This window comes from Nonomuraea sp. NPDC004702 (assembly GCF_053601695.1).
In genome coordinates, this window is sequence record NZ_JBSGCE010000028.1 from 34,639 (window position 1) to 46,976 (window position 12,338).

At 74.9% G+C, this 12,338-nt stretch carries 10 protein-coding genes; 6 read left to right on the forward strand and 4 right to left on the reverse strand.

Features of this window, described 5'->3' with window-relative positions:
- The first annotated feature begins 41 nt into the window (after positions 1-41).
- From ACWEJ6_RS30100 to ACWEJ6_RS30125, 6 genes are read left to right on the forward strand one after another with little or no spacing between them, the layout of a single operon-like run.
- Positions 42-1,253 carry a glycosyltransferase gene (locus ACWEJ6_RS30100; protein WP_452428088.1) on the forward strand — a complete coding sequence of 404 codons (1,212 nt, stop codon included), beginning with the start codon at positions 42-44 and terminating at the stop codon, positions 1,251-1,253.
- Positions 1,250-1,924, forward strand: a complete 675-nt coding sequence (locus ACWEJ6_RS30105; protein WP_452428089.1) for a DUF998 domain-containing protein — start codon at positions 1,250-1,252, stop codon at positions 1,922-1,924. The genes ACWEJ6_RS30100 and ACWEJ6_RS30105 overlap by 4 nt, the downstream gene beginning before the upstream one ends.
- A 59-nt stretch (positions 1,925-1,983) precedes the next feature.
- The gene (locus ACWEJ6_RS30110; protein WP_452428092.1) at positions 1,984-2,751 is read left to right on the forward strand and encodes a cytochrome P450; all 768 of its coding nucleotides are present in this window, start codon (positions 1,984-1,986) and stop codon (positions 2,749-2,751) included.
- Positions 2,748-3,494, forward strand: a complete 747-nt coding sequence (locus tag ACWEJ6_RS30115; RefSeq protein ID WP_452428094.1) for an isocitrate lyase/PEP mutase family protein — start codon at positions 2,748-2,750, stop codon at positions 3,492-3,494. Before ACWEJ6_RS30110 ends, ACWEJ6_RS30115 begins: the two co-directional genes overlap by 4 nt.
- 7 nt (positions 3,495-3,501) lie before the next feature.
- Positions 3,502-6,456: an AfsR/SARP family transcriptional regulator gene (locus tag ACWEJ6_RS30120; protein ID WP_452428096.1), complete on the forward strand. Its 2,955-nt coding sequence runs from the start codon at positions 3,502-3,504 to the stop codon at positions 6,454-6,456.
- Between the two features lie 35 nt (positions 6,457-6,491).
- The gene (locus ACWEJ6_RS30125; protein ID WP_452428098.1) at positions 6,492-7,994 is read left to right on the forward strand and encodes an MFS transporter; all 1,503 of its coding nucleotides are present in this window, start codon (positions 6,492-6,494) and stop codon (positions 7,992-7,994) included.
- On the opposite strand, the gene ACWEJ6_RS30130 is transcribed toward ACWEJ6_RS30125, so the two are convergent.
- The 4 genes from ACWEJ6_RS30130 to ACWEJ6_RS30145 form a co-directional block, all read right to left on the reverse strand.
- Entirely contained in the window at positions 7,963-9,201 is a 1,239-nt protein-coding gene (locus ACWEJ6_RS30130; protein WP_452428100.1) for an MFS transporter, read from the reverse strand. The two genes, ACWEJ6_RS30125 and ACWEJ6_RS30130, sit on opposite strands and share 32 nt — an antisense overlap.
- Before the next feature lie 231 nt (positions 9,202-9,432).
- Complete coding sequence (locus tag ACWEJ6_RS30135; protein ID WP_452428102.1) at positions 9,433-10,335, reverse strand: serine hydrolase; 903 nt, start codon at positions 10,333-10,335, stop codon at positions 9,433-9,435.
- Positions 10,336-10,415: 80 nt separating this feature from the next.
- Positions 10,416-11,360: a quinone oxidoreductase family protein gene (locus ACWEJ6_RS30140; RefSeq protein ID WP_358283824.1), complete on the reverse strand. Its 945-nt coding sequence runs from the start codon at positions 11,358-11,360 to the stop codon at positions 10,416-10,418.
- Positions 11,361-11,398: 38 nt separating this feature from the next.
- Positions 11,399-12,292: an alpha/beta hydrolase gene (locus ACWEJ6_RS30145; protein WP_452428104.1), complete on the reverse strand. Its 894-nt coding sequence runs from the start codon at positions 12,290-12,292 to the stop codon at positions 11,399-11,401.
- Positions 12,293-12,338 lie beyond the last annotated feature (46 nt).

Genomic DNA, 12,338 nt, shown 5'->3' on the forward strand with positions numbered 1-12,338 from the left:
CTCCCCCAGCCGTCCCCCCTTGTGAAAGCGGAGTCACCGTCATGGCCATGCCCCTGCGCAACGTCACCGACCACGCCCAGCTCGCACCCGCCCCCGAACGTCCCCGCCGCGTCCTGATCTCGACCGACACCTATCCCCCCGACGTGAACGGCGCCGCCTACTTCACCCACCGCCTGGCCACCGGCCTGGCCGCGCGCGGCAACGAGGTGCACGTGGTGTGCCAGTCGGAGGCCGGCCCGGCCAGCGCCGACGTGGTGGACGGCGTGATCGTCCACCGGCTGCGCTCGGCCCCGCTGCTGGTGCACCCGACCATGCGGGTCACCGTGCCGACCAGGCTCGACCGGCTGGTGGCCGACATCGACCCGGACGTGCTGCACACCCAGGGCCACTTCGTGGTCGGCCGGGCCGCCATCGCCGCCGCCCGGCGCCGCGGCGTGCCGGTCGTGGCCACCAACCACTTCATGCCCGACAACCTCTTCCAGTTCGGGCACGTCCCCGAGGCGCTGCGGGCCAGGGCGGGCCGGCTGGCCTGGCGCGACTTCAGCCGCGTCTTCAAGCGCGCCGACCACATCACCACGCCGACCCCGCTGGCCGCCAAGCTCCTGTCCGACCAGGGCTTCTCCCGCGACGTCGAGGCCGTCTCGTGCGGCATCGACCTGGCCAGGTTCCACCCGCACGCCGAGCCCAAGTCGTGGGCGCGCCGGCGGTTCGCGCTGCCCGACCGGCCGACCGCCCTGTTCGTGGGCCGCCTGGACGAGGAGAAGCACCTCGACGAGCTGATCCGCGCGCTGCCCCTCGTGCTCAACGAGACCGACGCGCAGGTGGCGTTCGTGGGCCGCGGCAACCAGCGGATGGAGCTGGAGAAGCTGGCCAAGCGCATCGGGGTGGGCGACCGGGTGTTCTTCGTCGGGTTCGTGCCCGACGAGAGCATGCCGCAGGCGTTCGCCGCCGCCGACGTGTTCGCCATGCCGGGCGTCGCCGAGCTGCAGAGCATCGCCACGCTGGAGGCCATGGCGTCCGGCCTGCCCGTCGTGGCCGCCGACGCGATGGCCCTGCCGCACCTGGTGAACGGCAACGGCTACCTCTACCAGCCGGGCGACGTGGTCGCGCTGGCCAGGCACCTGACCGCCGTCCTCACCGACGACGACCTGCGCGCCCGCCTGGGCAACGCCAGCCGGGCGCTGGCGCTGACCCACGACGACCAGGTGTCGCTGGCCCGCTTCGAGCAGATCTACGACGAGGTGACACGATGACCTGGCGTGCCGTGCTCGCTCCCGTGGCCGGAGCCGTGGCGGCGGTGGCCGCCCTCGGCTACGCGCAGGTGACCCTGCCCGAGCAGCCGCTGATCAGCGACTACGCGCTCGTCCCCGGCGGCATGCTGCCGGTGCTGATTGGGACGCTGGCGCTGGCCGCCGCCTGCCTGGCGCTGGCGTACGGGCTGGCCGCCCGGGAGCCGGGCCGGACCGCCGCGACCCGCGTGCTGCTGCTGGCGGGGGCGGCCGGGCTGATGCTCAGCGCCATCTTCCCCACCGATCCCGGCATGTCGGACGTCAGCACGCTCGGCGGGGAGATCCACCGCTGGTCGGCGGCCGTGGTCTTCACCGCGCTGCCGGTCGCCGGCTGGACCCTGGCCAGGGGACGGGCGGCGGCCGCGCGCTGGAGCGCGGTCAAGGCCCTGAGCGTGACGTCCGGGCTGACGCTGGTCGCTTACCTGGCGGCCCACCCGGCCGCCGTCACCTCCTCGCTGATCGGCGGCGAGGCGTACTACGGGCTGCTCGAACGGGGACTGGTGCTGGCCGAGATCGTGCTCGTCGTCGCCATGGCGCTGGCCTGCGCACCGGGCCGCGCCGCCGCACGGGAGCAGGGCACGCGGGCCACCGGGGCGCCCGCGCAGCCCGAGAGCCCGCAGCGGCTGGCGGCGTGACGGGGATGCGCAGCCACACTTCGTCCGCCGTCGAACGGTCGGCGGCCTAGCGTGGACCCATGCTCATCACCCACCACGCCGAAGCCCGGGCGGTGCTCTCCGACGGCCGGTACGTGCCGCCGCCCGTCCCGCAGGACGGCGAGCCGGGGACGCTCGCCTGGCTGCGGGCCCACGTGTCGCGCTTCAGCACCGGCGAGACGCACGCCGAACGCCGCCGCCTGGTCGTCGAGCGCCTGTCCGCCCTGGACCCGGCCGAGCTGCGGACGGCCGCCAGGGCCGCGACGCTCGACCGTTACGGCGACCGTGACGGCGACTGGCGCGGCGTGCCGACGGCCGTGCTGGGGGCCGCGCTCGGCGTCCCGGACACCTCGGCCGTGCCCGCGGCCGCGAGCGGCTACCTGTCGGGCGAGGGGAGCCCGGAGGCCGACGCCGCCGTCGCCGAACTGCTCGGCCTGACCGACCTGCCGGCCGTCACCCTGCTGCTCCAGGGCCACGCCGCCACCGAGGCGCTCATCGAGAACGCGCTCACCCACGCCGTGCCGGGCGACGACCCCGAGGCAGTGCTGCGCGAGACGCTCAGGCAGGACCCGCCGCTGAAGGCCAGCCGCAGGCTCGACACCCGCACCGGCGAGGAGGTCACGATCGACCTGGTCGCGGCCAACCGCGATCCCGAGGTGTTCGCCGACCCCGACCGCTTCGACGCCTCCCGGGGCCCCGCCCCCCACCTGACGTTCGGGGACGGCCTGCGCCCGTGCCCCGCTCCCGCCCACGCCCTCGCGCTGGCCGCCGGCGTGCTCGACGCGCTCCTCGAAGGGACCCGCCGATGAACTTCCACGACCTGCACAAGCCGGGCGACCCGCTGCTGCTGCCCAACGCGTGGGACTACGGCTCGGCCGCGATCCTGGCCGCGCACGGCTTCCCCGCGATCGGCACCACCAGCCTCGGCGTGTCCGCCGTGCACGGCAAGCCGGACGCCGCCGGCGCGACCAGGGCCGAGACGATCGAGCTCGCCGAGACGGTCAAGGACCTCGGCGTGCTGGTCACGGTGGACATCGAGGGCGGCTTCAGCGACGACCCGCAGGAAGTGTCGGACCTGGTCGCGAGCCTGGCCGCGCTCGGGGTGGCGGGCGTGAACCTGGAGGACGGCCGTCCCGACGGCACGCTGCGCCCGGTCGAGCTGCACCGGCGGATCATCGAGGCCGCCCAGGGCCACGGCGTGTTCGTCAACGCCCGCACCGACACCCACTGGCTGGGCACCGGCGACTGGCGCGAACGGGTGGACGCCTACGAGCACGCCGACGGCATCTTCGTCCCCGGGCTCTCGGATCTCGCGGAGATCGCCGAGGTCGTCGCGCGTACGCGGCTGCCGCTCAACGTGCTCTACCAGCCGGGCGGGCCGACGCTGGACCGGCTGGCCGAGGCGGGGGTGGCCCGGGTGAGCACCGGCTCGCTACTCTACCGGGCCGCGCTCCAGGGCGCTCTGGCCGCCGTGCTGGGCGCGCAGGGCAAGGACGCCCCGGCGCTGCCGACGTACGGAGAAATCGCCGCGCTCCTCCCGCAGACCCGATAATCGGGGCATGCGCTTCGAGATCCTCGGACCCACCAGCGTGCTGGACGAGGACGGCGCGCCGGTGGCGCTCGGCGGGCCGCGGGTGCGCGCCCTGCTCACCCTGCTGGCCCTGAACGCCGGCCGCGTCGTCGGCGCCGGCCAGCTCGTGGACGACCTCTACGGCCCCCACCCGCCGGACGGCGTGGCCAACGCGCTGCAGTCCCAGGTGTCCAGGCTGCGCCGGGCGCTCGGCCGGGACCTGGTCGAGTTCCACCCGGCGGGCTACCGGCTGGTCGCCGACCCGCACGACGTGGACGCGCGCCGCTTCGAGCTGCTGGCCCTGGACGGGCGGCGGGCGCTGGCCGCCGGGGACGCCGGGCGGGCGGCGGCGCTGCTCTCCGAGGCGCTGGAGTTGTGGCGGGGCGCGCCGCTCGCCGACGCGCCGCACGCGGTGTCCGCCGCGGCCGGGCTGGAGGAGCTGCGGCTGGCGGCCGTCGAGGACCGCCTCCAGGCCGACCTGGCGCTCGGGCGGCACCGCGACCTGGTCGCCGAGCTGCGCCGGCTCACCGCCGCCCATCCGCTGCGCGAGCGCCTGCGCGCCCAGCTCATGCGCGCCCTGTACGGCAGCGGCCGGCAGGCCGAGGCGCTGGCCGCCTACGACGAGGCGCGGCGGCTGCTCGACCGGGAGCTGGGCATCGAGCCGGGCGCCGAGCTGGCCGCCGCGCACCTCGCCGTCCTGCGCGCCGACCCGTCCCTCACCCCGCAGATCACCGCGCCGAACCCTCCGCTCGGCACCGCACCGAACCCCCCGCTGAGCACCGCGCCGAACGCTGCGCCGGCCTCCGCGCCGGCTGCCGCGCCGATCCAGCCGCCGGTTCCCTCGTCCCTTCCCGCGCCCGGAGGGCCTGCCGGGTCGTCGCGCGGGGGGTTCAAGCAGGGGTTGCGGGCACAGCTGACCAGTTTCGTGGGCCGGGCGGAGGAGCTGGCGCAGGTGGGCGCGCGGCTGCGGGACAGCAGGCTCGTCACGCTGATCGGCCCCGGCGGCGCGGGCAAGACCAGGCTGGCGCAGGAGGCGGCCGCCCAGGAGCCGGGCGACGTGTGCTTCGTGCCCCTCGCCCACGTGGCGGGCGCCGCCGGGGTGCCCGGCGCGGTGCTGGTCGCGCTCGACATCCGCGACGCGCTGCTGCCCGCGCCCCAGCGCGCCGCGGTCGGTCCCGTCACCCGGCTGCTCACCGCGCTGGCCGAGCGCGACCTGCTGCTCGTCCTGGACAACTGCGAGCATCTGGTCGCCGCCGTCGCCGAGCTCGCCGACGCGCTGCTGGCCTCCTGCCCGGGGCTGCGGGTGCTGACGACCAGCCGCGAGGCGCTGGGCATCACCGGGGAGTCGATCCTGCCGGTGTCCCCGCTGCGCCTGCCGCCGCCGGAGCCGGACGACCCGCTGGAGTACGCCGCCGTCCGGCTGTTCGCCGACCGGGCCGCCGCCGTGCGTCCGGGGTTCGCCGTGGACGCCGGCAACGCGGCCGACGTGGTGCGCATCTGCCGGGCGCTCGACGGGCTGCCGCTGGCCATCGAGCTGGCCGCGGCCCGCCTCCGTACGCTGTCGGTCGCCGACGTGGCGGCGCGCCTGGACGACCGGTTCCGGCTGCTGACCCGCGGCAGCCGTACGGCGCTGCCCCGGCACCAGACGCTGCGCGCGGTCGTCGCGTGGAGCTGGGACCTGCTGGACGACGCCGAGCAGCGCCTGGCCGCCCGCCTGAGCGTGTTCGTCGGCGGCGCCACGCCCGAGGCGGCCGAGCGGGTGTGCGGGCTGCCGGAGGAGGTGCTGTTCTCGCTGGCGGAGAAGTCGCTGGTGGAGTACGTCGGCGGCCGGTACCGCATGCTCGACACGATCCGGGCGTTCTGCGCGGAACGCCTGGCCGAGTCCGGCGAGACCGCCGCGACCAGGGACGCGCACACTGCCTACTACCTCGACCTCGTCCTGACCGCCGACCCGCTGCTGCGGACCGCCGACCAGCTCACCTGGCTGGCCCGCCTCGACCAGGAGAGCGACGACCTCGAAGCCGCCGTGCGCTGGACGACCGCGTCCGGGCAGCCGGAGACCGGCCTGCGGCTGCTGGCGCACAGCGCCTGCTACTGGTGGATGCGCGGCCACCGCGGCGTCATCGCCGGGCTGGCCGCCGCGCTGCTGGCCAGGATCGGCGACGCCCGCCCCGCAGGCATGGAGGAGGAGTACGTCATGTGCCTGCTCGTCACCGCCTGGACGGGCGTGGCCGACGACGTCGTGCGCGAGCGGCTGGCCGAGGTGCGCGAGCTGCTGCCGATCACCCACCTGCCGGAGCGGGTGGAGTTCCTGATGATGATGCGGTCGATGTTCACCGGGCCGCCGGGCGACGTCGAGGAGATCTACCACGAGCTGCAGGCCCACACCGAGGGGCTGCCGCCCTGGCAGCGGGCGTTGTCGTACAGCGGCGCGGGGTTCGTGCTGCAGATCCTGGGGCGGGTCGAGGAGTCGCTGGCCGCCTTCCGGCGCGCCCTGGCCGCCTTCCGGGGCATCGGCGAGCGCTGGGGGGCGGTGCTGGTGCTGTCGGGCCTCGGCGAGCTGGCCTCCCGCGAGGGGGACTACGCGGCCTCGTACGCGCTGTCGGACGAGGCTCTGACGCTGGCCCGCGAGCTCGACGCGCGGGCGGAGATGGCCGAGGCCCTGTGCCGGCGCGGCGACGCGCTGCTCGGCATGGGCGAGCCGCTGGGCGGGCGGGCCGACTACGAGGAGGCGGCCGAGCTGGCCCGTCGCGTGGGTTCCATGGACATGCTGGCGTGGGCGCACCTCGGGATGGCCGAGGTGGCGCTGATCGGCGGCGAGCGCGACGCCGCGCTGTCCCTGCTGGCCCAGGCCCGCGCGGAGTGCCCCGACGACTGGTACAGCACCGAGGACATCCGCAACCGCATCGACGAGGCCCTCGGCCGGGCGGTCAGCGAACGGTAGGCGGCCCGTCAGCCGTCCTCGCCACCGTGGACGGTATGACGCGAAAATGGGCCTGTCTGGCCATCGCCTGCCTGGCGACGCTGCTGCTCTCGGTCGATCTCACCGTGCTGCACCTGGCGCTCCCCCGGCTGGTCGCCGATCTCGGTGCGAGCTCGACGCAACTGCTCTGGATCGGCGACATGTACGGGTTCGCCCTGGCCGGACTCCTCGTCACCATGGGCAACCTCGGGGACCGCGTGGGCCGCAAGCGGCTGCTGCTGATCGGCGCGGCCGGCTTCGGCGCCGCCTCGGTGGTGACCGCCTACGCCCCGAACCCCGAGCTGCTGATCGCCGCCAGGACGCTGCTGGGCGTGGCGGGCGCGATGATCATGCCGTCCACGCTCTCGATCGTCAGGAACGTCTTCGCCGACCCGCGTGAGCGGACCGCGGCCATCGGGATCTGGAGCGGGATGAGCGCGGCCGGGTTCGCGCTGGGGCCGGTCGTCGGCGGCGTGCTGCTGGACCACTTCTGGTGGGGGTCGGTGTTCCTGATCAACGTGCCGATCATGGCGTTGGCGCTGGTCTGCGGGTTCCTGGTGCTGCCGGAGTCGCGCGGCCCCGCCGGGCGGGTGGACGGGCCCAGCGTGGTGCTGTCCTTCGCCGGTGTCGTGACGGCCGTCTACGCGGTCAAGGAGGCCGCCCACCAGGGCCTGGCGCACGCCGACGTGCTGGGGGCGGCCGTGGTGGGCGCGGTGTGCCTGGTGCTGTTCGTCCGGCGGCAGGGCCGGCTGGCCACGCCGCTGATCGACGTACGGCTGTTCCGGCGGCGGGCCTTCAGCGCGTCCGTGGGCACGAACCTGCTGGCGATCTTCGCCTTGTCGGCCATGAACCTGCTGTTCGCCTGGTACCTGCAGCTCGTCCTGGGGTGGACCCCGCTCCAGGCCGGGCTGGCGCAGCTGCCCGGCGGTCTCAGCGGCGCGGTGGGCGGAGTGCTCGCGGCCCGGCTCATCGGCCGGCTCGGCAGGAACGGCGTGGTCGCGCTCGGCCTGGCGCTGAACGCCGGCGCGTTCGTCCGGTACGCCATGCTCGGCGCCGAGCTGGACTATCTCACCCTGCTGCCGGTGATGATGATCGGCGGGCTGGGGGTCGGGCTCACCTTCACCGTGAACAACGACAACATCCTGGCCACCGCGCCCAAGGAGCGGGCGGGAGCGGCGGCCGCGGTGTCGGAGACGGCGTTCGAGCTGGGCGGGGCGCTGGGCATCGCGGTCCTGGGGACGGTGCTCAACAGCGTCTACCGCGCGAACCTGCTGGTGCCCGCCGGGGTGCCCGGCGAGGCGGCGCGGGAGTCGATCGCCGGGGCCACCGCCACGGCGGCGGAGCTGCCCCCGCAGGCGGCCGGGGAGCTGATGCGCGCGGCGCGCACCGCGTTCGTGTCGGGGATGCAGGTGACGACGCTGGTCACGGCGGTCCTGCTGGCCGTGGTCGCGGTGTTCGCGCTGGCCTGGCTGCGCGGCGTGCCGAAGGTCATCCAGGAAGAGCAGCCGGTCCCTCGGTGAGCGACGGGGTCTCTTCCGCGGGCCCGGCGGGCAGCGGGCGCAGGCTGCGCACCCTGGCCAGCACGAGCAGCGCGGCCACGCCCGTCGCCGCCGGCGCGACGACGAACGCCAGGGACGCGCCGAAATGGTCCACGAGCTGCCCGGCGACCGACGACCCGGCCGCGATGCCGAGGGCGATGCCGCCGTTCAGCCAGGTGAACGCCTCGGTGCGGACCTCCGCCGCGACCAGGCCCTCGACCAGGGTGTAGCCGGTGATCACCACGGGGGCGATCACCAGGCCGGCCAGGGCGGCGGCGACGTACATGTGGGGGACGGCTCCGGCCAGCGTGAACGCGCTGGTCGCGACCGCGAGCAGGGCCAGCCCGGCGACCAGCCGGGCGCGGGCGGACGACCGCCAGCGGACCGCGCCGTACAGCAGGCCGCCGAGCATGCTGGCGCCGGAGAAGACGCCGTAGACGGGTCCGGCGGCGGCGGGCGCGTGCAGGGCAGTGGTGAGCGAGGTGACGCCGACCTGGAGGCTGCCGAAGACCGACCCCATGGCCAGGAAGGCGGCGGCCAGCAGCGCCACGCCGCGCCGCCGCAGCACGCCCTTGGAGGCGGCGATCCTGACCGGCACCGGCTCGGGCGCGCCCGTCCGGACGGCGGCGAAGACGACCGTGCCCACCAGGATCAGCACCAGCCCGCCGAGCAGCGCGACCACCGGCGAGTACGCCGTGGACAGCCCCACCAGCAGCACCGGGGCCAGCGTGAACGTCAGCTCGTCGGTGATCGACTCGACCGCGAACGCCGTGTTCAGCCTGCCGGTGCCGCCGAGCCGGTGCGCCCAGCGGGCCCGGACCATCGAGCCGACCTGCGGTCCTGACGCGCCGACGAGGGCGGCCATGGCGACCAGCGGCGCGAGGTGGGCGTGCGCGGCGGCCAGGGCCAGCAGGCCGCCCATGGCCAGGGCGTGCAGGGACACCTGCGGGAGCAGCACGCGGGCCTGGCCGTACCGGTCGGCCAGGCGGCCCGTCTGGGGGCCGATGAGGGCCTGGCAGACGGCGGAGGCGGCGGCGGTGATCCCGGCCGCGCCGTAGGAGCCGGTGGACCACTGGACCAGCAGCAGGATGCCCATCTGGGTCATCGCGAACGGCACCCGGGCCAGCAGCGCGGGCACGAGGAACCGCCAGGCGCCGGGGGTGGCCAGCACGTCGAGGTAGGACTTCAAGGGTCTCCGTCCAGATCATGACGGAGTCCTCCCCCGGGGGAGCGCACCGTCGGAGGTGGGCTTCGACCGGGGTAGATACCGGCGGGTGCCGGCCGCCGAGCGGTCAATCAGTCACTTCAGTCAAACGCGACGAGAGCCGATCCTATTGCAGGAAACGGGCGACTTATTTCATTTGTCGTTGACTTCAACTCCGGGATGCCGGAGAGGTCTTGGGGGTCGGGAGGGACGGCGTCAGGGGCCCGGGTTCCGCGGGCAGGACCGGATCATCGTCGGCGACAGCTCGTCGAGGCGGGAGCCGATCATCCTGGCCACCCCCTCGATGGTCTCGATGCCCGCCCCCTCCCCCGGCTGCTCGTCGGTCTGCACCGCCAGCAGCAGGTCGCGCCCCGGCCCGACGACGCGGCCGTAGCTGGTCACCGCCCAGGTGTTGTGGATGAACGGGCGTGGCGTCCAGCCGTTCTTCAACGCCACCCGGTCCACCGGGCGGGCGGCCGCGCTGACGCCCCACGACTGGTCCTTGACCACGCGTCCCATCAGGCCGAGCACGAGGTCGCGGTCGCGGCCGGACAGGCCCTCGCCGCCCTCCACCAGCACCTGGAGCAGGCGGATGCGGTCGGCGGGGCTGGTGTTGGTGCCGCCCCAGAAGACGCCGGGCCCGGGGACGGTCTCGGTCAGGCCCATGCGCCGGTAGAACTCGCCCATCGCGCCGCCGACCCGGCCCCACAACGCGTCCGCGGCGCCGTTGTCGCTCTCGGTGATCATGCGCTCGGCCAGGTCGCGTTCCTCCTCGCCCAGGCCGCCGCGGCCGAGCACGAGCGCCGTCAGGATGTCCACCTTGACGCCGCTGGCGGTGATCATGTCGTGCTGGTGCTCGCCGCGGCCCAGGGTGATGCCGCTGTCGCGCTCCAGCATGCTGTAGGCGACCCGTCCCGGGCGTCTGGACAGGTACTGCTCGATGTCGTGCTCAAGCCGGTCGCGGGCCGCCCTCCCAGCCCTCTTGTCCGGAAATTTCAGGACGCATCGGCCGACCGTCACCGGCGCCTTCCGCACGCCGGGCACCTCGGGCAGCCGTCCGGCCGCACACCCGGCCGCGAGCCCCCAGACCACCACGACGACCAGCCATCTCCACCACACCCGCAAACCCCCGCGATCGTCACGTCTCGGGGGTTTTGATCACCTTCTGCCCAGTGGCGTCAATGGTCACACCCTGCACGTCAGGGCAGGAGCACCACCTTTCCGACAGTTCGCCGTCCGGCCAGGTCGGCCACGGCCCGGCCGGCCTCCGCCAGCGGGTACTCGCCGCCCACCAGCGGCCTCAGCCGCCCGGCCGCGGTCAGCGCGAGCAACTCGCCCAGCGGGGGCCCGACCATCTCCCGCCGCCCCCGCAGCGGACGCAGCCAGAACCCGAGGACGGCGAGGTTGCCCGCGGTCAGCCGCGCGACCTCGACCGGCGCGGCCTGCTCCCCCGACGACGACCCGTAGCTCACCAGCCGCCCGAAGGGGGCCAGCACGGTCAGCGCCGCGTCGAAGACCGCGCCGCCCACCGCGTCGAGCACGACGTCCACCGGCCGGTCGCCGTTGGCCTCGATGACGCGCTCGGCGTACCCGTCGGCCGCGCCGTCCACGGCGGCGTCCGCGCCGAGGTCGAGGGCGAGCGAGCGTTTGTCCTCGCTGGAGGCGGTGGCGATCACGCGTCCGGCCCCGAACACCTTGGCGAGCTGCACGGCCAGGCTGCCGACGCCGCCCGCGCCGGAGTGGACCACCACGCTCTCGCCCTCCCTGAGCCGCGCCGACGAGCGCAGCAGGTGCCAGGCGGTGAGCCCCTGGACGAGCAGCGCCAGCGCCTCCCCGGCCCGCAGCGAGCCGGGCACGACCACGACGTCGCCCTCGTCCAGGACGGCCCTGGAGGCGTAGCCGTTGGCGGTGAACCCCATCACCCGCCGCCCCCGGGGATCGAGCCCGACGACCTCGCTGCCGGGGATGTGCGGCAGGCGGTCGGGGGCGGAGTAGTGGCCGGAGATCTGCCGCACGTCGGCGAAGTTCAGCCCCGCCGCCTCGACGTCGACCAGCACCTGGCCCGGCCCCACCACCGGGTCGGGCACCTCGGCCTCTTCGAGCACCTCCGGGCCGCCGAAGCGGGTGAACTGGATGGCACGCATGAATCCCCCCATTCCGCGCGATACCCCCAGCGTAGACGTCAGGCTCCGGCGCCTCCCGGCCGGAGGTGCTCGGCGAGGAAGTCCGCGGTGGCGTCCACGGCCTGCGACACGTACGGCTCGCGGTCGTAGAGGTCGATGTGCTGCTTGGCGTCCACCCAGACGAGCTTCTTGGGCTGGTCGAGCCGCCTGAACGCCTCCTCGGCCCCCTCCGGCGGGCAGAACCTGTCGATCACGCCGTGCACGATCAGGGCGGGCTTCGGCGACAGGAAGTCGGCGCCCATCATGTTGTCCATGGTGATCAGCTCGCGCAGTCCGGCCCGGGTCACCGCGTTCCGCCAGGAGGCGGAGGCCCCGCGCTCGGTGCCGTAGTAGGCGAACGGCTCGTCGCCCGGCATCGCGGCCTCGCCCTCCTCGGCCACGGCGGGCAGGTACTCGACCGGGCCGCCCCGGTCCTGCCGCTCCAGCACGCCGGCGAACCCGGCCAGCGCCGCCTGGTAGTCCATGCCGGACCGCATCGTGTACGGGTTGTTGTAGGCCCCGGCGATGCCCGCGAACGCCCGTACGCGCGGGTCGAAGGCGGCGAACCTCAGCGCGTACCCCGCGCCCAGGCAGATGCCGACCGCGCCGATCAGGTCGCCGTCCACCTCGGGGCGCGACCGCAGCAGCGACACCGCCGCCCGCAGGTCGGCCAGCTTGCCCTGGGGATCCTCGTGCCCGCGCGGCTCGCCGCCGGACTCGCCCCAGTTGCGGTGGTCGAAGGACAGCGTCACGTAGCCGCGCCGGGCCAGCCGTTCGGCGTACAGGCCGGTGACCTGGTCGCGCACCCCGGTGAACGGCCCGGTGAGCACCAGCCCCGGCCAGGGGCCCGTGCCCTCGGGCGTCCGCAGGTCACCGGTCAGGCGCACGCCGTCGGCGGCGAACTCGACTTTCATGGTGACAAGTGTGCGCCAGGCCCGCCGCGGGCGGGCCCGGCGCCCC

What these genes read in the sequence shown, in the direction of transcription:
- ACWEJ6_RS30100 (WP_452428088.1), top strand. Translation starts at nt 42, where the DNA reads ATGGCCATGCCCCTGCGCAACGTCACCGACCACGCCCAGCTCGCACCC.
- ACWEJ6_RS30105 (WP_452428089.1), top strand. Translation starts at nt 1,250, where the DNA reads ATGACCTGGCGTGCCGTGCTCGCTCCCGTGGCCGGAGCCGTGGCGGCG.
- ACWEJ6_RS30110 (WP_452428092.1), top strand. Translation starts at nt 1,984, where the DNA reads ATGCTCATCACCCACCACGCCGAAGCCCGGGCGGTGCTCTCCGACGGC.
- ACWEJ6_RS30115 (WP_452428094.1), top strand. Translation starts at nt 2,748, where the DNA reads ATGAACTTCCACGACCTGCACAAGCCGGGCGACCCGCTGCTGCTGCCC.
- ACWEJ6_RS30120 (WP_452428096.1), top strand. Translation starts at nt 3,502, where the DNA reads ATGCGCTTCGAGATCCTCGGACCCACCAGCGTGCTGGACGAGGACGGC.
- ACWEJ6_RS30125 (WP_452428098.1), top strand. Translation starts at nt 6,492, where the DNA reads ATGACGCGAAAATGGGCCTGTCTGGCCATCGCCTGCCTGGCGACGCTG.
- ACWEJ6_RS30140 (WP_358283824.1), bottom strand. Translation starts at nt 11,360, where the DNA reads ATGCGTGCCATCCAGTTCACCCGCTTCGGCGGCCCGGAGGTGCTCGAA.
- ACWEJ6_RS30145 (WP_452428104.1), bottom strand. Translation starts at nt 12,292, where the DNA reads ATGAAAGTCGAGTTCGCCGCCGACGGCGTGCGCCTGACCGGTGACCTG.